A 22189-nucleotide genomic window follows, 5' to 3' on the forward strand; every position below is an offset into this window, starting at 1 on the left:
CCGATGAGTTTATATGAGCTCGCGATCCTGGGTCACGTAACGCAAGACGAGAAGGCAATCCTTACCGCGACGCTGTGCGGGATGATTGAGGACTTCGGTCTTGCCATTGACGAGGACGTGCGCATTCTCGATGGAACGAACGTGGCTGCGCGGGACAAGCGTGCGGCGTTTGCCGCCGTCTATTTCGCCAGCGAAAATCCCTTGGACGTTGAGGCCACGCGGGAGGTGGTCCGCTCGAGCGCACCGGTCATTTCAACTGTCGCTGCCGACAGCGACTTCGGATGTCAGGTTCCCAATTTCCTCCAATCTACTAACGGATTGAGGCGGCGCAACGATGATCCAGCGATGTCTGAACTCGCTTCCGCGTTGCTCGAATGCGTGGGACTGCTACGAAGGCAGCGACGGGTATTTGTCAGCTACCGTCGAACAGAGTCACGCGCAGCCGCATTACAATTCCACGACCTGCTCACCGAGCGCGGGTTTGATGTCTTTCTCGATACGCACGACATTCGGCCAGGAGACCCGTTCCAAGACGTCATCTGGCACCGCCTGGTCGACGCGGACGTTATGGTTATGCTCGACACGCCGACCTACTTCGACAGCCGCTGGACACGCCAGGAGATTGGGCGCGCCCGCGCGAAGGACATTCAGGTGCTCCGGGTAATCTGGCCTGCGCATACGCCCAACAAGCTGACGGACATGGCCGAGACGGTCTACCTTGAGCCCGCCGAACTTGCGGGACCTGATGGGCCCATCGCTCAGACTGCTGCCGAAGCAATCGTACTTCGGTTGGAGCGACTGCGCAGCCGTGCGATCGCTGCCCGATACATGTCCATTACCGGTAAGTTGCGGGCCGATGTCGAAAAGATCGGCGCTTCAGTGGACGGCGTAGGCGCTCATCGAGCGATCGCAGTGCGGCTGCTTGATGACCGAAAGATCTGGGCTTACCCGATCGTCGGCGTGCCGACCGCCGAAATCCTTAACGATGTCGCCGAAAAGGCGCGGCGCGCGGATCAAGGCGAGGTCCCGGTGCTGGTCTACGATCACATCGGAATCCGCGAAGCCTGGAGCGCGCACCTGCAATGGCTCCAAGAAAACATCCGTGTCGTCCGTGCCATCAAGGTCTCCGAGGCCGGTTGGGCGCTAGCCGGCTGGGAGGGCTGAGCTTGACCGAAGCCGTATTCCTCTCAGCAGGTATCCCCGATCCACGACGCGGACCGCAATACGCTGCTACCGCCGACACCGTAGCGATAACTGCGGCGGTGTCGGCGCTCGTCCATGTAACGCTCGGTCGTCGGCTGCTCGTCTGGGGCGGCCATCCGGCGATCACGCCGATGATCTGGGTGATCGCACAGGACATTGGCGTCGATTACGGAAGCTGGGTCCGACTCTACCAGTCGCGGCATTTCGAGGATGAGTTTCCTCAGGACAACGAGCGTTTCAAGAATGTAACGTTTACTGATGAAGTAGGATCAGATCGTGAGAAGAGCCTCCTGGCAATGCGCGAGCGGATGTTTTCAGATCATCGATTCAAAGCCGCCGTGTTTATTGGCGGCATGGGCGGGATAGTGAATGAGTATGAGATGTTTCGCCGCCTGCAACCTGACGCTACTGTCGTCCCAGTTATATCAACGGGTGGTGCAACACTCGATGTCGCCGCAAAGGCCGGACTCTTCTCAGCTGATCTTGTCAGCGACTTTGACTATGTGGCGTTGTTCCATCGACACTTGAATGTTTCGGTTAGGGAGGAGCGTTTCAGAAGTCCGGAAGCTCAGCCAGCCGCGGTCGAGCAACGCTTCTGGGACGCTGGGACAAAACCGTGATCCGCACTGGCATTCCTGCAAGAGGACGACAGACACTCGTGAGCGCAACGGCGCTGCCTTCCAATATCCTCGCGGTGTGACTCGAAGTAAGAGGTGTCAATGCCGCGAATTTCTTATCAACGCATACGCGGCCGCCATCGTTCTATACAGCTTTTATTACGCTCAAAAAATATTGTTCATCTAAGAAAATGTGAAAGGAAGATAGACCCTGCCAGAGAGGCCTTTTATGCCTTTCGAACCATACACTGCAGATCTTCGGCAATGATCTGCCTTCCAAATCGATCGAGATCATCTAAGGTTGCATACTGAGCCGAAGAAAAATCTCGTTTGGTACATCCGGAGGAGAAACATGCCCCCTGGCATGATAGAACAAAGCTTATAGGTGTTTTGCTAAAACATACCTAAGCTAAATAATGGGTCTGAGCAAATTCCTGCTTAAAGCTGCGAACCAGTCTTGTAGAACCACATTTTGTTCCTTATTTATGTCGCCGACCAATGCGTCTAGGAACAGTTTTTCCCCCACGTGCTCACCCAAAGCTCTGTAAGCTTCGAATTGAACCTCGCTGAAATTCTGGTGGGCGGTCGGATGATGCGGAAAGACCGGCTCATCGAGACGGTGCCTTCGCAGAAACTCTCCCTCATTACCAGTGAGAGACAATTTAACATAAAGCAAATATCCGCAAGGAATTCCGGTTCCCGGATAGATGATACGGCAGAGTCGAAAATGCGACCGACTCAATCCCGTCTCTCGTAATCTAAGATCGTCTAGGTCGATTTCCACTCGGATCCCAAAGTCTATTGCTGCCAATCGCTGCAGGTTTGCGAGACCATGAAAGGTCATCTCGGGATCCTGCTCTCCGTCGATCGCGACTATGAATTGGCATCGGCGGCGCAGAAGTTCATAAACCCCTAGATTCTCGATATGCCCCCCATCCGTGACATTGATAAACCCTGATTTTTCATTCATTGATCCGCGTAATTCTTTGAGAAGGTAGAAAATATTCGGCGGAAGTAGACGTAACTTGTTTGGCTTTCTCAACCAGTAGCCAAGACGAGCGTTCAGTAATGTAAGCCAAAATCTAGCTCGATTATCCGAATTCATCCCCATAACAGGGGAAACGGCTGCGCCCGAGATGGCCATAGCTGTTCCAACGTTTAAGTTCGGATTTGAGCGCTCCCATGTCTTTGTACACTGATATCGCATCAGCGGACTACCGCAATATGCTGGGCTAAACAGGAAAAAATCTGTAAGTCGGCCTTGTATAGTAGTATTTGAAGATCCAGGCACATTGAGAGCGCAGTTCATTAGGGGATAAGAGCCGCACGATGAAATTAGCAAATCGGAAAGTTTTGTTGATACGTCAGCATTGAATGATATGTTATCTGGGATGTCATCTTTGGGTTGGATAAGAAAAGTTTCTGCGAGCTTCCTTCGATAGTGTCTGTGTGGCGATGTAAAGTTGATATCAAGCAAGATCCCAAAAATCCACAATCCGAGCAATAAAGTTCCAAGCACGCTATAGCGATTACTGAGATCCGCAGGCCCATACGCCGTCCCAGTGAGCCACAAATATACATACAACTCTATCCCCAAAAACAGCACAGGAGCGGCAAGGGCCGCCAGAATTGTAAGAACCAATTTTATGCGAAAGTGCTGTTGGTTTAACAGGCTGAGTAATGCCGATGCTGTAAGGGGAATTGCAGCCGACGTGAATAGGAGCCAGCCACCAGCTCGCTCTCCGAGCGAAGCGACGCCGTTATGAATGTAACCAAGTACATTCCAGGCTAGAAGCAGAACAGCAATGCTGCTTACGAGCGCAATCAAGCCGTCCGCGTATTTTCTGAGATACGGAATAAAGCGTACTATCGAAGGGATTATCAGCGCAAATACGGCTGCTGCGACCGCAAGATAAAAGAATTTTGAACTATCTGGGCTGGGGTTTCCGTTGACTGGTCGAACTCCAGCCTCGATCCATCCGATGGTACTCGGAACAACCAATAAAGCCAGTATATTCGATGCCATGCCGTACGCTTGAGCAAAAGCAATCTTTATTCTTTCCCATAGAGAAGTTTGCAGATATTTGCTTCGGTGGCGTATGTAGCGTAACGCGGGGGCTTCACCTTTATCCAAGATAAACGGCTGCTGTGACGACTTTAACCCGATTTTCTTCTCTTCTACTTTCAGCTGCTTAGTAGCGAGGAAAGTTGTGAGAAATGAGCCTAGATAACCTCCTCCCGATACGGTTGATAGGTAGTCAAATTGGGGAAGAAGATTCCGGCGGCCGAGTGAAACTAGAATTCCAAGTGCAAATGTTGCGGACCGAATCCCACCGCCTGAAATTGCGAGTCCGGATGCGCAAACCGCGTCCATATCTAATCCGTAATTCTTCCGACGTGCCTTGATGGCGGTAACCTCAGCTAGGTTGATAGCCTCCGCGTCTTCCGGGTGAATTTTTCCAAAAGTGACATCAATACCAAATGGGAGCTGTGTTCGCACCTCTCGCTGTACGCTGTCATCCTTCTGGCCGGGTTCGGCCGCCGGCGGCGGCGCATCATCGCGTAGGTCAACCAGTAGGATGTCAAAGCACTGGAGCAGGGTTTGCAGCCTCTTCAAATCGGCGCGAAACTCGTCTGTCGAATCCAGTGCCTTAAGTGCTCCAAGTTTCGCCTCGCGATGCCAGCGAGACGTGAATGGCCGAACGTGAGTGTTGAGGACATGCCATACAACCACGTCAAAATGACGGGCACCAAAATTATTATCTGCTGCCTCGCGGGCCCGATCGAAAAGGAGCGAAACACTCTCGAGTGCAGAGACCTCGTCGCCGTCTTGATATCCAATAGCTTGGGTCGCAACTCGCGAGCTAATTTGCGTGTGGAGTATACTTGCAGCTTTCTTGTCTGCCTCCTGGGGATTCCAGATCTGCCCGCCCCAGCGCTGTAGAAACACCTCGTCAAATAAAGGATGCTCTTCGCCGGCGTAGGATTTTAATTTATCGAACCAACTTACGTGCGGCACGGCGTCTGTTCCCATCTTCGTACTAAAGCTCATGGACCTTATTGTTTTATTTTCAGTGCGGACTAAGCATTGGTGAGCTCGAATATGCCGGCTTGTTTAGATCGTTGGGGCTTGCATGGTGCCGACTGCGGATGCTTCTAATCGACCAGCGTTCAGCAGACATGGCCAGCAAAGTTCAATGAAGCCTCGAGCCAGCCTTATTGCCTGCGCCTTGAAGTACCAAGCGGGCACGATAAGGGATGCCAGGTTTCCAGCGTCACCCAAAGCTGAAGACTATGACAAATGCATCCTAAGGTGATCGGTATCGTAGGCTTCGGGCCTTTGAATTAACAATTAAATTTAATTCTGGCACTTTATTTAGTCCATAAGATTAGGATGGTTCGCAATAGACGGCACATTTCGGCAGATGGTTTTCAGAAGTTGCGGTAAGGAACTTTCACGACGAGCTCTATCTATAAGTTCGACACATGCCATGGCTACATTCGGTCTATTGACGTCATCATCCATTCGCCGCTCGAATATGTCGAACCAAATGACGCCGATCTGATCAATCGTTAGCCGGTCCGACATCGCGTATCTTAGACTGCCTAGCTTGGCGCGACCCAAGGTGTCTACGCAGGGATTCGGGCCGCCATGATGTTTGATTGGAGAGGATTGTCGAAATCCAAAGGACAACGCCTCTGACGTTTCCGATTGTGACTTGAAAAATCTCCTGAGTTGAGCGAGGCCCTTCGCGAAGGATTCACGAAAATCGATATATAGATAGCCGCTAAATTCAATTGGTAGCTCAGCGTTGTCCGTTAGAGCAGGTACGATCGTGGTCTTCTTCTCCCGTGAAAGCTCGAAAGCATAGGAAATTTCACGTTTGACCCACTCTGACTTCGAAGATTTGTCCGTGATATATAGCAAAAAATAGTCAGATCCGGCAATACCATCTTTAATCTTATCTGCTGGTCGGTCGCCGAGCAGAATGTTATCTCGATCTATCCAAACATCGAGCCCAGCGGACCGAACAGCTTCTTTAAGTTGATCTACTTGATGTGCATCTGCCCAGCTGTAGCTGATGAAAACGCGCTTTTTTTGTTCCCGCTCAGAAGGTCCGTTGCTCATCATCGACATGCGTTGTTTCCCAAACCGCGTCCACGCACACTAATCTCCTACGATAAAAGGACGGTTGCAAGCGTACTCAGCGCTCAGGCTTTGGTCGGGATTAGGGGCTCAGTTGCGGGCGATCCTCCCTCGGTTTTACTGACACCTTTGATAAGCTCGTCATGGGCCGAGAAGGTGTCCGACGATTAAGACTAAGCGCGAGTTGACGCCCGAGTTCAAACGGGAAGCGGTTGCCCTGCTGGAGAGCTGCGGCCAGCCGCAGATGCAGATCGGGGCCGAGCTTGGGATCCAGCCCTCGACGTTACGGCGGTTGCGGGCCGCGCTGAAACGGGGGCCCGCTCCGACCGCGGCTGGCTGGATCGATCGGGATCTCACTTCCAGGCTTGGTCGCGGCGCCGTCCGACCAGGCCGCCGAGATCGCGCGCCTGCGAGGTGAACTCGACCGCACGCGCATGGAGCGCGACGTCCTAGGAAAGTCACAGGCATCTTCGCGGAAATGCCCAAGTGACCTACGCCGTCATTGAGCAACATGCACGCACGTGGCCGGTGCGTCTCATGTGCCGCGCGCTCAAAGTGTCCCGCAGCGGGTTTTATGGCTGGCGGTCAAGTCCTGAGAGTGCCCGCTCGGCCTCCAACCGTCAACTCCTGGAGGATGTCCGGCGGTTCCGTGTCGCCCATCACCGACGCTATGATGCCCCACGGGTGCATGCCGCCCTGCTGGCCAAGGGCCGTTCAGCCAGCCGCGGGCGAGTGGAGCGACTAATGCGCCGCTACGGCATCTGTGCCCTGTCGGTGAGTCGGTTCCGGCCCTGCACGACTTATAGCCGCCACGATCTCCCGATCGCCCCGAACCTTCTGACGCAGGGCTTCTAGGCCACTCGGCCGAACACGGTCTGGCTAGCCAATATCACTTATTTGCCAACGGGCGAGGGCTTGCTCTACTTGGCTGCCGTCCTCGTTCTGACCACGCGCAAGATCGTCGGCCGGTCCATGCGTGATCACATGCTCAGTGAGCTGAGTGTAGCTGCACTGATGATGGCTGCCCACAGATGCACGCATCGCGCGTCTGAAGTCGCTTGTACGTGTGGTCAAGAGCGCATAATATCGGCTTGATGGCAGACAGCTAAGTGTTTGATTTTCCCTAGTTAATTGGCATGAATTCGAGTCCTGCCGGAGACACCAATGCTCCACCTCGAATGAATAATTTCGGAGCGGTTAGAGGCGAAATAGGCAGCCCTTTGATCTACTTCAGAGGCTTAGCGCGGCGAGGCTCCTTTCGCGGCACGCTTCGACTGACGAGCGAAAGGAGCGGGCTTTTTGTTGGAAACCCAACCGAGCAGCCGAATTGGTTGCGCATCGAGATGCGCCGTCACGGCCGGTAGCTTGATGAGATCGGCGAGCATGGAGCGCAGTGCGATCGGATCACAGTACCGCTCGTCGGTCTCACCCTTGCCGCCATGCCCGAGGATGTCCGCGCGGATCTCCGTATGGACCCGCGCCTGTTTCAAGTTGTTGCCCAGGGCATGCCGGAAGGAGTGGATCACTTTCTTCCTGACGGCGGCATCAGGAATCGCGATCTTCATGCCCTCTAAGAACTCGTCATAGAGCCGATCTCCAAGGGGAGCTCTTGAACTCGGGGATTTCAAATCCGGAAACACAAGGGAGTACCCGAGATTTTTGATAGCTTGAACGTAATCTAAAAATCCGAGGCGTAAAATCTCGGGGTGCAATGCGATGTATCGAACCGACTGATCGTTCTTGACGCGCCGCGTCTGATTCCGCCTGATATCGATGTATGCAACGCCATCGAGCTCACCCACATCATCGACATGGAGACCGCAAATTTCCTCCCGTCTTGCGCCGGTGTAGTAAAGCAGGATGATCGCAAAATACAGCGCTCGATGGATCGTGTCGGGGCCGGGCTCGAACGGTTGCCGCCAGGATTTGCAGCCAGTGAAGCAAGTCAGTCGGAAGATCGCCCCGACATCCTCGTTGGTCAGCGCCGCGCGCTTGTTGCGAGCCCGGTTCTTCGTCTTGGCCCGCAGGAGGGCGACACTGATGCCGGGGTCGAGCGGCAGTCCCTGCGCCTTCAGATAGGTCAGCAATTGGCCAAGGAAGGTTAGGTGGCGATTGAGGGTGGCACCCAAGATCCCGCGCGCCTCCGGCGCAAGCTTGGCGCCGACAGCCCTGAGTTCGGCCGTGGTACGGTACTGATCCTTCGGGCTCTTACCATAGCTCGGCGATACGGCACGCAGAAGGCCGACGAGATCGGCGAAGTGGCTCTGGCGCAGGTCAGCGACGTCCACCAGATTATTTTCGAACAAGAGCTTGGCAAAGAGGGTGAAGATCTGGCGGGCCTGGACCTGCGTCTTAGTATCCCAGTCCTCATCCCTGGCGCGTGCCGCGATCATCGCCTCGCCGAACTCGATGACGGGGTGATTTTCGAGAGTCTCCACCCGGGGGCTGGGCTTTCGAGGCGACGAAGGCCTGTCTGACGCCCGATCCGCGGCCTCCTCCGCCTGCTGCGGCACAGGTTTGGAGGCCGTTGTCGGTGATTGAGAAGCCGCGGCATCGGTGAGCGGAGCGAAAGGGTGTGTGATCGCGGTGACTTCGCCGAGGACGATGGCGTCCAGCTTCGCCTCGTCTTCGATTCGCGCGCCGTCGTAGCGACGCTCGGTCGCGAAGGCGGCGGTCGCCATCGCGCGAAACGTCACCTCTTGCGCTAGCGACAGGTTCACTGACGTTGCCGGGGCCTCCTGGTTGATTAGAAGTGCTTCGAGTCGCTGCTGGGGCATCCGATGCGCGCCTTGCGCGATCATCGCGGCAAGCGTGGCGCTGACCTCGGCGACATCCTCTCGGCTCAGTCCCTGCTCGGCCATCTTCGCGGCCGTGCCGTCGTCGACGAAGGCGGCAGCACCTCGACCGGCCAGCAGGCGAAAAACCCACCCCATGCGGTGGTCGCAACGTCGGCTGTCGTCGGGATCGAAGTTCGGGTCGGCGCGCTCGGCGGCGGCGACGCGATCGAGCTTGTCGAGATGAGCGAGCAGGCTCTCGCGGAATACGCCGTCGAGCTGGCGGCGGCTCATGACGATGTCGGGATCGGCGTTGGCCATGGCGCGCTGGAACATATCGTCGGAATGGGCCGTGAGTTGGCCGGCGAGGAAGCGGGCCCGACGCGGGTCGCGTGTGCCGAGGCTGACGATAAGCGCTTCGCCCTTACAAAATCGGCACAGCGGCTGCGGGATTCGGCGGCGCCAGGTATAGGTCGCGCCGCGGCGATAGGCATGGACGATGGCGGGCATGGGGCACATCCTGTGCTACAGGCATGTGCGACAGAGATGTGTGCCGGCTCCAAATCCGCAAGGCGAATATAGAGCAAAATCAAAGACTTGCGTGGAGATTGGCTGGGGCGCCAGGATTCGAACCTGGGAATGGCGGTACCAAAAACCGCTGCCTTACCACTTGGCGACGCCCCAAAGCGCTGGCGTGGCGTTGTCTAGACCCAGTCTGCAGCGCTGGCAACGGGGTGCGCGGGCGCTTTATGGTCCGTCATGCACAGGAGAGGGTGGGGCATGACGGGTCGGACGGCGATCGTGACGGGGGCCGGCTCGGGGATCGGGCGCGTGGTCGCGCTCGGATTGGCGCGGGCGGGCTACGATCTGGTGCTGGCCGGGCGGCGGTTCGAGCCGCTCACGGCAGTGTCGGACCTGGCGCGCGAGGCCGGCATCGACGCCGAGGCCGTCGCGACGGACGTGGCGGACGAAGATTCCGTAACCCGTCTCTTCGCACGCACGGCCGAGCGCTTCGGACGGCTCGACCTCCTCTTCAACAATGCCGGGGTCTTCACGCCGGGCGCGGCGATCGACGCGGTGACGCTCGCCGATTGGCGGCGCTCCGTCGACGTGAACCTCACCGGCGCGTTCCTCTGTACGCAGGCCGCCTTCCGGATGATGAAGGCGCAGGACCCGCAAGGTGGGCGCATCATCAACAACGGCTCCATCGCCGCCCAGGCGCCCCGCCCGCATTCCGCGCCCTACGCAGCCACCAAGCACGCGATCACCGGGCTGACCAAGGCGACCTCCCTCGACGGGCGCCCCTACGGCATCGCCTGCGGGCAGATCGATATCGGCAATGCGGAGACGGAAATGACGGCCGGCATCGCCGTCGGAGCCCGCCAGGCGGACGGCAGCGTCAAGCCCGAACCCGTCATTGATGCCCGTCACGTCGCCGATGCGGTGGTCTACATGGCCGGCCTGCCCCTCTCGGCCAACGTCCAGTTCCTGACGGTGGTCGCGACGAACATGCCGTATCTCGGGCGCGGCTGAGTCTCACGCACCGGACGCCGCGTTTTGCGCATCGCGTCCGAAGCGCCTACAGAACAGCCCATCGCCGCCCTTCATCGCGAACGCCCCACCGCCGCGCGCGGATCCGGAATTCCTGCCCGCCATGCTGATGCCGAACGAGACCACGCCCGCAGACGTGAAGGCCGACCCCGTCGCCCGGCGCCGCACCTTCGCGATCATCTCACACCCGGATGCCGGCAAGACCACGCTGACCGAGAAGCTGCTGCTGTTCGGCGGCGCCATCCAGCTCGCCGGCGAGGTCAAGGCCAAGCGCAACCGCGTCTCGACCCGCTCGGACTGGATGGGCATCGAGAAGGAGCGCGGGATCTCGGTGGTCACCTCGGTGATGACCTTCGAGTACGGCGACTGCGTCTTCAACCTTCTCGATACGCCGGGCCACGAGGACTTTTCGGAGGACACCTACCGCACCCTCACGGCGGTCGATTCGGCGGTGATGGTGATCGATGCGGCCAAGGGCATCGAGGCGCGCACGCGAAAGCTGTTCGAGGTCTGCCGCCTGCGCGACATTCCCATCGTCACCTTCGTGAACAAGCTCGATCGCGAGGCCCGCGACCCGTTCGAGCTCCTCGACGAGATCGAGAAGGTGCTGGCGCTGGACGTGGCCCCCGTCACCTGGCCGATCGGGCGTGGGCGCAGCTTCGCCGGCACCTACGACCTCGGCAACGGCCGGGTGCGCCGGCTCGATGCAGCCGACGACGCCGGCACCGTGCCGGTGACGGGAGTCGCGGATCCGCTCTTCGATCAGCTCCTCACCGAAGAGGGCGAGGCCGCGACCTGGCGCGAGGAGGCGGAACTCGCCGAAACCGGCCTGAAGCGCTTCGACCTCGAGGCGTTCCGTGAGGGCCACCTGACGCCGGTGTTCTTCGGCTCCGCCCTGCGAAACTTCGGCGTGCGCGATCTCATCGACGGGCTCGCCCGCTTCGCCCCGCCGCCGCGCGGCCAGGATGCCGACAAGCGCCTCGTGGAGCCGGGCGAGCCGAAGATGACCGGCTTCGTGTTCAAGATCCAGGCGAACATGGACCCGAACCACCGCGACCGCATCGCCTTCATGCGGGTCTGCTCGGGCCGCCTGAACCGGGGCATGAAGGCCAAGCTCGTGCGCACCGGCAAGCCGATGTCGCTCTCCGCGCCGCAATTCTTCTTCGCGCAGGACCGCGCCATCGCGGACGAGGCCTTCGCGGGCGACGTCGTCGGCATCCCCAACCACGGCACGCTGCGAATTGGCGACACCCTGACCGAGGGCGAGGAGATCGTGTTCCGTGGCGTTCCGAGCTTCGCCCCCGAGATCCTGCGCCGGATCAAGCTGACCGACGCGATGAAGGCCAAGAAGCTCCGGGAGGCGCTCCAGCAGATGGGCGAGGAAGGGGTCGTGCAGGTGTTTCGCCCGCATGACGGGTCCCAGGCCATCGTCGGCGTCGTCGGTGCTCTGCAGCTCGACGTGCTGAAGGAGCGCCTTCAGGCGGAATACGGCCTGCCGATCGACTACGAGCCGACTCGCTTCTCGATCTGCCGCTGGATCACCGCCGAGGCCGAAACCGACCTCGACAAGTTCATCGGAAGCCATGGCTCGGCCATGGCGAGCGACCTCGACGGGGCGCCGGTCTTCATGGCGACCACCGCCTTCTCGCTGCGCTACGAGGAGGAACGGGCGCCGGCCCTGCGCTTCAGCGACATCAAGGACTACCAGAAGCGCGCCGCTTGAGCGGAGATCCCGGGCAGCGCCGGACAGCCGGGCAATAAATCTCCGGCTCAGCTTTCCGCGCCGGAGACAATGGGCCGAAAAGGGCTTACGCTCACTGGAAGTTGCTCGCGGCGCCCGATCGCGCGAGACAACGTTGCAGGATATGGCCGCGTCGCATTCGTGATGCGGGACCTGCAGCGGACAACTTGGGCGCCGACGTCGTGAGCGTCATTCCCGGAAGAGGGTCTGAGCGATGACGACACTCCCTGCCCGTGATCTCGGCCATACCCTGGCCCGCCCGATCGTGAACGCGATCGGCTGGAACGACCTGTCCTTCGCGCTCCGGCGCGGAGTCGACGATTTCCTGGCGATGCCGACCCATGCGCTCTTCATTGGCCTGATCTACCCCCTCGTGGGCATCGTCCTCGCGACCTTCGCCCTCGGGGCCGAAGTCCTGCCCCTGGTGTTCCCCCTCGCCGCCGGCTTCGCCCTGATCGGCCCCTTCGCGGCCGTGGGTCTCTACGAACTCAGCCGGCGGCGCGAACAGGGCCTGTCCACGGATTGGGCCTACGCCTTCGCCAGCCTCTCCCGTCCAGCGGCGGGCGGCCTGATCGGGATCGGGCTGCTCCTGGCGGTGGTCTTCGCCTGCTGGCTCGTCGTCGCGCAGGGGATCTACTGGGCGCTCTACGGCGATACGGTGCCGGACTCGGCCCTCGAGTTCGCGCGGGACGTGCTCACCACGCCGCGCGGCTGGGCCCTGATCGCCATCGGCAATCTCGTCGGCTTCGCCTTCTCGCTGCTGGTGCTCGCCGTCAGCGTTGTCTCGGTGCCGATGCTGGTCGACCGGAACGTGGACACGCTGACCGCGATCGAGACCTCGCTCGCCGCCTTCCGCCGCAACCCGCGCACGCTGCTGGCCTGGGGTGCCGTCGTCGCCGGATTGCTGATCCTCGGTTCGCTGCCGCTGTTCGTCGGCCTCGCGGTGGTCATGCCGATCCTTGGCCACGCGACCTGGCATCTCTACAGGCGGGTCGTCCCCGCCTGAGGGTGCGGTTCGGGGCGCCGCTGTACGCTCCTCAGAACTTGCCCAGCATCGGAAACTCGATGTTGAGGGCCGATTCGGCGGCGAGGGGCGCCTCGCGCCGGCGCGGCTTGCGGTTGATCACCTGCTTCAGCTTCGACTTCAGGACGGACATGTCGAACGGCTTCAGGATGAAGGCGTCCGCACCCGCCTGGTGAGCGAGGTTGATGTCCTCGAAGTCGAACGACGCCTCGGTGAGCAGGAACGGCGTGTTCATCAGGTTGTCGTCCGCGCGGATCTCGCGCAGGAACGAGAGGCCGTCCATCGGCTCCATGTCGAGGTCCGAGATCACCAGGGCGTAGCGGCGCTGGCGCATGCGCTCCAGGGCGGTAACGGCATCCGTCACACCCTCGACATCCGGGAATCCGAGCCGGTTCATCAGCAGGATGACCAGCTTCATCAGCTTTTCCTGGTCATCGACGATGAGGATCGCGGGTGTCTCGCTCATGGGTTTTCAGGGGTTCGAGGGCGGGACGACGGGGTCGTTCCGGGCAGGTCCATCATCAGACGAACAGGTGATCGATGCCCTGCTTGGTCATCGATTCTGCCTGCAACGTCAGGGCGAGGGCGTGGATGGAGGCGCCTTTGGGGGTGCCGCGCTGGAACATCGGCAGCAGACTTGCCTTCTGGAAGACCGCGTCGTTGACGGGGCCGCGGACCCCCGTGGTGAACGAATTTACGAACTCACGCTTGAGGATCTCGCGCCACTCGACGATCTGCACGTCGCGGTGGCGCGAATCGTTGCTGATCCGGGCGAAGGTCTCGCTGACCGAGGCGCGTTCGCCCTCGATGATCTGAGCCGCGAAGTTCTGCTCGATGATCAGGAAGCTCGTGATCACCGCGAACTCGTTCTTCTTCTGCGCCTGCCGCGTGATCTCTCCGATCTCACGGGTGCGCGACAGAGCGTCGGCCGCGAGGTTCAGCCGCGAGAAGTAGATCAGGTGGACGAGGGACGACCGTTTGGCTTTCATGAGTGCGATCCATCGCCTTCGATCCGGCGACGTTAGACAGATCGGCGATAACGCGGCGTAAACGCCGCGCGTCCGGAGCCGGAGCCCGGCAAAAGCTGCCCGGTCACAGCGGTCCGTGCGTTTCCTGCCGGGTTATCCCAGGAGAAAACCCAATCAAATCAACGGTCTGACGTTGGCATAGCGATTGCGGATCGGGATCAGGACCGGTGCGCATGCGTTCCGGTGGCTCCCTCGTCAGTCAAGGTTCCGGGTCATGGATGTCTTCACCGCGATGCAGACGGCCGTTTCCGGCCTGAAGGCGCAGTCTTTCTCCCTGGAGAACATCTCGGGAAACATCGCGAACTCGCAGACCACCGGCTTCAAGCGGGTGGACACCAACTTCGTCGACCTCATCGCCGAGCAGCAGACGCCGACCCGTCAGGTCGCGGGTTCGGTCGCGGCCAATTCCCGGCAGACCACCACGGTCCAGGGCAGCCTGAACGCCACCGAGGTCGGCACCAACATGGCGCTGAACGGCGAGGGCTTCTTTGCGGTCCAGACCAAGACCGGCGACGCCGCCGGACAATCGACCTTCTCGGCCAGCGATTTCTATACGCGACGCGGCGATTTCGCCCCCGACAAGGACGGCTACCTCGTCAACGGCGCGGGCTCCTACCTGAAGGGCAACAGCCTCGACCCCGTCACGGGCCAGGCCACCGGCGAGGGCCCGATCAAGATCTCCAACTCGATCCTGCCGGCCCGACCGACATCGACCATCACCTACTCGGCCAACCTGCCCAAGACGCCGGCGACGAAGAACGCCAATGCGAGCATAGCCGGGTCGGAACTGCTCGGCACGCTGGCATCCGGCGCGAACCCCGCCATTCTGTCCGGCACGGGGACCAAGACGGTTTCGGCAGCGGATTCGGCGAGCTTCATCAACGGCAGCATCGACGGTCCCTCGCTGACCGCCTACACCGAGAGCGGCGGTCCGGTGGGCATTCAGACGCGCTGGGCGAAGGTCCAGAATGCGGACACGGAAACGGACACCAAGGACGTCTGGAACCTGTTCTATGCCGACAAGAGCACGGTGACGAGCACCTCGACCTCCTGGACCAATGCCGGCACGGCGTTCGAATTCAGCAGCAGCGGGCAACTGACCTCGCCGACCACGACAGCCGTGACCATTCCGGCCCTGACCGTCGATGATGTCAGCCTCGGCAACATCCAGCTGAACTACGGCAGCGGTGGCCTGACCGCCTACACCTCCTCGGGAGGTACCGTGACCACGAACACGCTGACGCAGGACGGCTACAGCTCGGGCACGCTGAACAACCTCAGCATCACCAAGGACGGCAAGGTCTCGGGCACCTACAGCAACGGCAATACCGTCGCGCTCGCGAACATCAAGGTGGTCCAGTTCAACAACTCGGACGGCCTCAAGGCGAACTCCAACGGCACCTACGAGCAGACCCTCGACTCCGGCACGCCCCTCGTCGGCCTGAATGGGACGGCCGTGATCGGGGGCAACGTCGAGCAATCGAATACGGACATTGCGAGCGAGTTCTCGAAGATGATCGTAACCCAACAGGCGTATTCGGCGAACACGAAGGTGATATCGACCTCGCAGGATATGATGTCGGCGTTGATGAACATCATCCGTTGAGGACGCCGACATCCGGCCGTGCCGTGATACCGGGGGAGGGGGCTCGTGAGCTTTAACGCCATCAACACCGCGACCGCCGGCCTGAAGGCGACCCAGGCCGCCATCGGCGTCGTCTCGCAGAACATCGCGAATGTCGGTACGGTCGGCTACTCCAAGCGCACCATCACCGCGGTGGCGCAGGGGGTCGGCAATTCCAGCGTCTCGATCGGGGCGATCGGGCGCGCCCTCGACGCGGCCTCCCTGAAGCAGTTGCGCATGGAGACATCCGGCGCGGCCTATACGGGTACCCTCTCGGCGGTGCGCACGCAGCTCGATCAGCTCTACGGCACGCCGGGGAGTACCACCGCCCTCGACGGGGTGGTGAACGACTTCGCCTTATCCCTGCAGAGCCTGGTCAACGACCCCACCTCCGTGGCGGCCCGGTCCGCCGTGATCTCGAAGGCGGCGAACCTCGCCTCGAGCATCGGCACGATCGCGAACGGCGTGCAGCAGCTGCGTACCGCCTCGGAAAGCCAGCTCGGCAGCGACACCGCCAAGGCCAGCGAGTACCTCAAGGCCATCGCCACCCTGAACACCCAGGTCACCGCTGCCACCGACGAGGGCACCCGCGCGGACCTCCTCGACCAGCGCGACCAGGCCATCAACGGCCTGTCCGCCTATCTCGACGTCCAAACGGTGGATCAGTACGACGGCACCGTCTCGGTCATCACCACGTCCGGCATGACGCTCGTGGACCGCGGCGCGGCGGCGACCCTGAGCTTCGACGGCCGGGGCACCCTGTCACCGGAGGCCGCCTATTCCACGGATCCAGAGACGCGCGGTGCCGGCACCATCACGGCCACCACCCCGGGCGGCTCGCGCATCGACCTGATCGCCGCCAAGGCGATCCGCTCAGGCTCCCTCGCGGCCGGCGTCGAGCTGCGTGACACGATCCTGCCGCAGGCGCAGCGCCAGCTCGACGAGCTCGCCGCCGGACTCTCGCGCTCGATGTCGGACCGGCAGGTGACGGGCGCGCCCCCGACCCCCGATACGACGGGGGTGATGGATATCGACCTGACCGGGCTCAAGGCCGGGAACACCATCACGGTGAGCCTCAAGGATGCGCAGGGCATCGCCTATAATCGGGTCCTCGTGCCCTACACGTCGGACCCGACCCCGAGCATCAAGCTCACGGACCTGAACGATCCGACAGCCAAGCTCAGCCTGGTCGACCTGCGTGGAACGGATCCCGACCTGAGCACGGCTGTCCAGGCCGCCCTCGGCAGCGACTTCATCGTGGAAGACCAGACGAGCCTCGGTGCGGGTGGCCTGCGGATCAGCGTCAAGGCAGGGCCCGGCGCGCAGACGCTGCTGGGAATCAGCGCCAGCGTCACGACGCCGAAGGACACGACCACCTTCCAGAGCGGTGAGGCCCAGGTGCCGCTCTTCCTCGACGGGACGGCGAAGGGGAAGCTCTATACCGGCTCGTTCGACGGGGGCTCCCAGCTCACGGGGTTCGCGCAGCGCATCGGCGTGAACCCGGCGCTGGTCGCGAACACCGCCAACCTCGTCAACACCACCGCCAACGCGCTCCCCTCCGACACGACCCGTCCGCAATTCCTCTACGCGGCACTGACCGGCACCGACCGCACCTTCGCGGCGGCGAGCGGGATCGGCGGAATCGAAGCGCCCTACAGCGCCAGTGTCCAGGATTTCGCCCAGCGCATCATCGACGCGCAGGGGGCCGGCGCCGCCACGGCCCAGAGCCTGGACGAGGGACAGAGCATCGCTCTGGCGACCGCGCAGTCCCGCGTCGCCTCGGTTTCCGGTGTGAGCATCGACGAGGAAATGTCCAAGCTGGTGCAGCTCCAGACCGCCTACAGCGCCAACGCGCGGGTGCTCACCGCCGCCCGCGACCTCCTCGACACCCTGCTGCGGATCTAGAGGCCCCGATGAGCATCGCGCCCTTCAACGCCAGCACCTATCTCAGCGACCGGAACACGGCGAACCTCGTGGGGCTGAAGAGCCGCCTCGACACGCTGACGAACCAGCTCGCCAGCGGCAAGACCGCGACGACCTATGGTGGTCTCGGCGCAGGCCGCACCACCAGCCTCAGCGCGCATGCGGCCTTGAGCGCCCTCGACGGCTACGACGCCGCGATTAATGGCGCCACCACGCGGGTCGCACTCGCCAATGCCAGTGTGACGCAGATCAACACCCTCGGCGACAGCCTGCAGCGCTCGCTGAACGCCAGCAACACGTCGACCCAGGCAAACACGGCCAAGATCGCGAGCAACAGCCTCGACGCCGCCATCGATGCCCTGAACGTCGACGCGGCCGGCCAGTACATCTTCGGAGGTCGGGCGACGGATTCGCCGCCGGTGGCGCCGGCGGACACGATCCTCAACGGCGATCCGGCTGCCGGGCTCGCCGGGCTGAAGGTCCTCATCGCCGAACAGAAGGCGGCAGACCTCGGAAGCGGTCAGGGCCGTGTCGCGGCAGCCCCGCCAGTCGGGTCCACCGTGACCGTGAGCGAGGAGGGTGCGGATGCGGCCGGAATGGAGACGCGCGCCAATTTCGGCTTCCGGCTCGTGAGCGCGACGAGTTCCAACCCGACCGCGATCAAGGCGAGCGCGACGGCTGGCGGCACGCCCGCAGACGTGAGCGTCACGCTCGCGGAGGTCCCGAAGGAGGGAGACCGCATCCGCGTCACCCTGAACCAGCCCGACGGCACCCAGACCTTCAAGGATTACACGATCAAGGCCTCGGCCGCCGACAACGACCCCGACGCCCTGCGCCCGGACGTCGCCGAGGCGGAGCTGAACAAGCGCTTCGGGACGGATCTGGAGAAGAACTTCGGCGGCGCCACGGTGGCGGGGATACAGGGTCCCGAGCGTCTCGGGATCACCGCGACCTTCGCCAACGGGACGCCGGCCTCACTGACGCTCGCGGTCGGCGCCACGCCCGCCGCCGGCGACACCGTGACGGTGACCGTCGGCATGCGCGACGGGACGACCCAGACGCTGACCTTGACGGCCAAGGCCAACGCCGATGCCGCGTCGGCCACTGAATTCTCGATGGTGGGTGACGCACCCACCATCGCCAAGAACCTCTCGAACGCCGTAAACAACGCCCTGAAGGGGGCCGCCACGACCACCCTCGCAGCGAGTTCGGCCTCTCGCGCATCGCAGGATTTCTTCGCCGGATCGCAATCGGCCGGGCTTGCACCCCGCCGGGTCAACGAGAGCCAGACCGGCTACGTCGAGGCGGCCAGCACGGGGACCGTGATCTGGTACACTGGCGACGACACCGCCAGCGATCCGCGCGCCACCGCGACCGCGCAGGTGAGCGCCAACCGCGTGCTCAACATCGGCGTGCAGGCCAACGAGGCGCCGATTCGGGCCGTCCTCGCCGGGCTCGCCGTCATGGCGGCCGATGGCGGCACCACGGGCACGGCCGGAACGGTGGATGCCCTGCGCTTTCGCGCGCTCGCCGAACGCAGCCAAACCCTGCTCGCCTCGGACACCGCGCAGGGCGGCGTGCCGGGCATCGCCAGCGACCTCGGCCTCGCGGCAAGCACCCTCGCCAACACGAAATCCGAGAACCGGACGAACCGCGTCGCCCTGGAGAACTCCCTCGACGGGGTCGACAATATCCCGGCCGAGACCGTCACCGCGCAGTTGCTGCAACTGCAGACGCAGCTCCAGGCGAGCTATCAAGTCACCTCGATGCTCTCGAAGCTGAACCTGGTGAATTACCTGAGCTGAACTGCTAACTCGGCATGCTCTGTAACGCGCGCGTTCCGGGCTCAACGCTCGCGGTCCGCCACGCGCGCGGCGTGGGCTTCAGCAAGGGACTTGGAACGGTGGACGCGATGGCTTACCGCGTGCCGAGGGTACGACGGGATCAAAGGCCATGAGTCGTGCGATTCGCGCAGGCGCGGTGATTGCGACCCTGATGGCGGCGGTGCCGGGCTCGGGCGCGGAGCGGGCGCGTCCGCATGTGCCCACGCGGGATGCGCTTCGACCCTGCCCGAAGCAGGGCGCCGGCTTCGTGCGCGTGCCGGGTTCGTCCACCTGTATCCGCATCAGCGGACGTGCCGTCGGGGGTATCGACGCGGGCCCGCACGCGACCGCCCCGATCACGGCAGGACAGGTCTCCATCGATACCCGGACCGAATCCGACCTCGGCCCCTTCCGGGCCTTCGTTCGCGCGGGACATGGACGCCCGTAGGCGTCCCCCGAGGAGGATACGGCCTCTCAGAGGCTGCGCGAGAGCACCAGGGGCTGGCTGCGGGCGACACCGGCCCGGCCATAGGGCGAGGGCGACTGCGACGGGTGACCGTAGACGGTGGGCGTGAGCGACCGGTTCATCTCGTCGGCCAGCGTCTTGACCAGACCCTCCGAGACCGTGCGGGCGGTGGCCAGCACGGCTTGGTTGGCCTCGACGGCCTGCGTGAAGCGCGCATGCGCCGCCTTCAGGGCCGCGATACCGTCCGGTGCGAAGCGGGCCAGCGCGATGGCGTTGGCCTTCGTCGCCTCCAATCCCTGCAGGTAGGCGGCGGAGAGGGCAGTCTTGCGCTCGGTCTCGGCGAGCCCCTCGCGCAGGCGCCCGACCCGGACATGGCCACTTTCGCGGGCGAGCACGGCTTCCAGCGCTTCGAGGCTCGCGAGCACGCCGGCCACATGCGCGGCGGCGCCGGAAGGATCGGTGATGCGCAGGGGCGCGTCGGCGGGCCTATGCATGGGCGGCCTCCTGCATCTTCATCATCTCGCGAAACACCTGGTCGGCGATGCCGACGCCGCCGCTCTTCACGATCTGGCCGGCATATTCCTTCGTGAGCATCGAGCGGTAGACTCCGCCGCCGGTGCCGTTCTCGCCCATCGGCCCGTCGGTGCCTTCCGACTGGGCAAGCCGGTCGAGGGATTGCTCCAGGAACATCGACTCGAATTCCGTCGAAGCCTTGCGGGCCTTGGCCTCGGCCGCGGTTTTCGAGGCGCTCGCGGCGGAGGCGGCGGTGCCCTGAACGGTCTTGGCAATATCGCCGACGATGGCCTTGCCGACCCCGAGGGCGGCGCTGGCGGCGAGTGGCGCGAACAGCATGGGAATTACCTCGCGAACGGAAGGCGGGACAGGGTGCGGACGGACATCACATCACCTCGATATCGGCCTGGAGGGCACCGGCGGCCTTGATGGCCTGCAGGATGGAGATGAGGTCGCGTGGACCGACCCCGAGGGCGTTGAGGCCGTCGACGAGTTCGCGCAGCGTCACGCCCTCCTTGACCAGGGCGAGCTTGTTGCCGTCGCCGGTATCGACCTTCACGCCGGTGCGCGGCACCACGGTCGTCACGCCGTTGGAGAGGGGAGCGGGCTGGCTCACCTGGGGCTGCTCGGTAATCGTGACCGTGAGGTTGCCCTGCGCGATCGCCACGGTTGAGACGCGAACGTCGCGGCCCATCACGATGATGCCCGAGCGCTCGTCGACGATGACCCGCGCGGTCTGGTCGGGCTCGACCTTCAACTGTTCGACCTCCGTGACGAGGCGGATCATGTTGCCGGTGTAGCGCGCGGGAATCTGCAGGGTCACGGTGGCGGGGTCGGTGGGCTCGGCGGTGTCAGCGCCCATGAAGTCGTTGATCGCGGCCGCGATCCGCTTCGAAGTGGTGAAATCCGGGTTGCGCAGGGACAGGCGCAGGGTGCGCAGGTCGTTCATCTTGAACGCCATCTCGCGCTCGATCATCGCCCCGTTCGGCACGCGCCCGTTGGTGGGCACGCCGCGCGTGATCTTGGCCGCGTCTCCCTCGGCCGAGAAGCCCGCGATGGCCACCGAGCCCTGGGCCAGCGCGTAGACTTCGCCGTCCGCGCCGAGCAGCGGCGTCACCAGCAGGGTGCCACCCTGGAGCGACTTGGCGTCGCCGAGCGACGAGACGGTGATGTCGATGCGGTTCCCCTGCGTGGCGAAGGGGGGCAGACTCGCGGTGACCATCACGGCGGCCAGGTTCTGCGTGCGCATGGTGGCGCCCCGCGTGTTCACGCCGAGTCGCTCCAGCATCGCCTGGAGCGACTGCTTGGTGAACGGAATGTTGTTGAGGGTGTCGCCGGTGCCGTTGAGGCCCACCACGATGCCGTAGCCGACGAGCTGGTTCTGGCGCACGCCCTCCACGCTGGCGAGATCCTTCACCCGGGACAGGGCGAGGGCGGGCACCGCGTGGCCGAACACCAGCACGAGCCCGGCCAGGAGACCGAGCGCGAAGCGGGAGATTCGGACGAGGCCGGTATGTGGATCGGGCATGGCGCACTTTGATGCGGGCGGATGCCGGACATCTTGCCAGGAGCGTGCCAAACACGACCCTGAGCCAACCCATTGCCTTTGAAGTATTTTCTGCTGGACCCAGGACTCCGGTCCGCAACGGTCGCGGACGCTTCCTGCCGACCCGGCACGTTCTGCCGGGCCGTTTACGAACGATTAACCACGCCCAACGGATCCTGGCGGCGCCGGGCGGTCTCCGCCCCGAACGG

At 62.5% G+C, this 22189-nt stretch carries 17 protein-coding genes, 1 tRNA gene and 1 pseudogene; 10 read left to right on the top strand and 9 right to left on the bottom strand.

Going from position 1 to position 22189, the window contains the following annotated elements:
- The first annotated feature begins 3 nt into the window (after positions 1 to 3).
- Complete coding sequence (locus OF380_RS16335; RefSeq protein ID WP_264045763.1) at positions 4 to 1164, top strand: toll/interleukin-1 receptor domain-containing protein; 1161 nt, start codon at positions 4 to 6, stop codon at positions 1162 to 1164.
- A 2-nt stretch (positions 1165 to 1166) separates the two neighbouring features.
- A complete protein-coding gene (locus OF380_RS16340) occupies positions 1167 to 1823 on the top strand; it encodes an SLOG domain-containing protein (protein ID WP_264045765.1) in 657 nt (218 codons plus the stop codon).
- Positions 1824 to 2229: 406 nt separating this feature from the next.
- On the opposite strand, the gene OF380_RS16345 is transcribed toward OF380_RS16340, so the two are convergent.
- Together OF380_RS16345 and OF380_RS16350 are read right to left on the bottom strand one after the other, a co-directional pair.
- Positions 2230 to 4872: a patatin-like phospholipase domain-containing protein gene (locus OF380_RS16345; protein WP_264045767.1), complete on the bottom strand. Its 2643-nt coding sequence runs from the start codon at positions 4870 to 4872 to the stop codon at positions 2230 to 2232.
- Between the two features lie 324 nt (positions 4873 to 5196).
- Positions 5197 to 5958 (bottom strand): toll/interleukin-1 receptor domain-containing protein, encoded by a 762-nt coding sequence (locus OF380_RS16350; protein WP_264045769.1) that lies wholly within the window; start codon positions 5956 to 5958, stop codon positions 5197 to 5199.
- Between the two features lie 175 nt (positions 5959 to 6133).
- Here OF380_RS16350 and OF380_RS16355 point away from each other — a divergent pair.
- Positions 6134 to 6999 (top strand): annotated as a pseudogene (locus OF380_RS16355) (IS3 family transposase); the annotation flags it as partial.
- A 206-nt stretch (positions 7000 to 7205) separates the two neighbouring features.
- Here OF380_RS16355 and OF380_RS16360 read toward each other — a convergent pair.
- Both OF380_RS16360 and OF380_RS16365 read right to left on the bottom strand, forming a co-directional pair.
- Positions 7206 to 9251 carry a DUF6538 domain-containing protein gene (locus tag OF380_RS16360; protein WP_264045771.1) on the bottom strand — a complete coding sequence of 682 codons (2046 nt, stop codon included), beginning with the start codon at positions 9249 to 9251 and terminating at the stop codon, positions 7206 to 7208.
- 99 nt (positions 9252 to 9350) lie between these two features.
- Positions 9351 to 9425: transfer RNA gene (locus OF380_RS16365), tRNA-Gln, on the bottom strand.
- Positions 9426 to 9521: 96 nt separating this feature from the next.
- On the opposite strand from OF380_RS16365, the gene OF380_RS16370 reads away from it, so the two are divergent.
- The 3 genes from OF380_RS16370 to OF380_RS16380 all read left to right on the top strand — a co-directional run bounded on the left by OF380_RS16370 (position 9522) and on the right by OF380_RS16380 (position 13039).
- Positions 9522 to 10274 carry an SDR family oxidoreductase gene (locus OF380_RS16370; RefSeq protein ID WP_264045773.1) on the top strand — a complete coding sequence of 251 codons (753 nt, stop codon included), beginning with the start codon at positions 9522 to 9524 and terminating at the stop codon, positions 10272 to 10274.
- Positions 10275 to 10395: 121 nt separating this feature from the next.
- A complete protein-coding gene (locus OF380_RS16375) occupies positions 10396 to 12015 on the top strand; it encodes a peptide chain release factor 3 (protein WP_264045775.1) in 1620 nt (539 codons plus the stop codon).
- Positions 12016 to 12247: 232 nt separating this feature from the next.
- Positions 12248 to 13039, top strand: a complete 792-nt coding sequence (locus OF380_RS16380; RefSeq protein WP_264045777.1) for a DUF2189 domain-containing protein — start codon at positions 12248 to 12250, stop codon at positions 13037 to 13039.
- A gap of 31 nt (positions 13040 to 13070) precedes the next feature.
- Here the strand turns inward: OF380_RS16380 and OF380_RS16385 are convergent, their stop codons facing one another.
- Together OF380_RS16385 and OF380_RS16390 are read right to left on the bottom strand one after the other, a co-directional pair.
- Entirely contained in the window at positions 13071 to 13523 is a 453-nt protein-coding gene (locus tag OF380_RS16385; RefSeq protein WP_264045779.1) for a response regulator, read from the bottom strand.
- Positions 13524 to 13578: 55 nt separating this feature from the next.
- Positions 13579 to 14046: a BLUF domain-containing protein gene (locus OF380_RS16390; RefSeq protein WP_264045780.1), complete on the bottom strand. Its 468-nt coding sequence runs from the start codon at positions 14044 to 14046 to the stop codon at positions 13579 to 13581.
- 253 nt (positions 14047 to 14299) lie between these two features.
- Between OF380_RS16390 and OF380_RS16395 the strand changes: the two genes are divergently transcribed.
- From OF380_RS16395 to OF380_RS16410, 4 genes are all read left to right on the top strand, one after another.
- Complete coding sequence (locus OF380_RS16395) at positions 14300 to 15691, top strand: flagellar hook protein FlgE (protein WP_264045782.1); 1392 nt, start codon at positions 14300 to 14302, stop codon at positions 15689 to 15691.
- A gap of 45 nt (positions 15692 to 15736) precedes the next feature.
- Positions 15737 to 17614 carry a flagellar hook-associated protein FlgK gene (flgK, locus tag OF380_RS16400; protein WP_264045783.1) on the top strand — a complete coding sequence of 626 codons (1878 nt, stop codon included), beginning with the start codon at positions 15737 to 15739 and terminating at the stop codon, positions 17612 to 17614.
- Positions 17615 to 17622: 8 nt separating this feature from the next.
- Positions 17623 to 19437: a hypothetical protein gene (locus OF380_RS16405; RefSeq protein WP_264045785.1), complete on the top strand. Its 1815-nt coding sequence runs from the start codon at positions 17623 to 17625 to the stop codon at positions 19435 to 19437.
- 148 nt (positions 19438 to 19585) lie between these two features.
- Positions 19586 to 19903 carry a porin gene (locus tag OF380_RS16410; RefSeq protein WP_264045787.1) on the top strand — a complete coding sequence of 106 codons (318 nt, stop codon included), beginning with the start codon at positions 19586 to 19588 and terminating at the stop codon, positions 19901 to 19903.
- A 26-nt stretch (positions 19904 to 19929) separates the two neighbouring features.
- Here OF380_RS16410 and OF380_RS16415 read toward each other — a convergent pair whose 3' ends face one another.
- From OF380_RS16415 to OF380_RS16425, 3 genes are read right to left on the bottom strand one after another with little or no spacing between them, the layout of a single operon-like run.
- Positions 19930 to 20415, bottom strand: a complete 486-nt coding sequence (locus tag OF380_RS16415) for a hypothetical protein (protein ID WP_264045789.1) — start codon at positions 20413 to 20415, stop codon at positions 19930 to 19932.
- Positions 20408 to 20773, bottom strand: a complete 366-nt coding sequence (locus OF380_RS16420) for a rod-binding protein (RefSeq protein WP_264045790.1) — start codon at positions 20771 to 20773, stop codon at positions 20408 to 20410. The genes OF380_RS16415 and OF380_RS16420 overlap by 8 nt, the downstream gene beginning before the upstream one ends.
- A 46-nt stretch (positions 20774 to 20819) precedes the next feature.
- Positions 20820 to 21962, bottom strand: coding sequence for a flagellar basal body P-ring protein FlgI (locus tag OF380_RS16425; protein ID WP_264045792.1), 1143 nt, complete (start codon positions 21960 to 21962; stop codon positions 20820 to 20822).
- Positions 21963 to 22189: the final 227 nt, after the last annotated feature.

The sequence above is a fragment of the Methylobacterium sp. FF17 genome, from assembly GCF_025813715.1.
In the GTDB taxonomy this organism is placed as follows: domain Bacteria; phylum Pseudomonadota; class Alphaproteobacteria; order Rhizobiales; family Beijerinckiaceae; genus Methylobacterium; species Methylobacterium flocculans.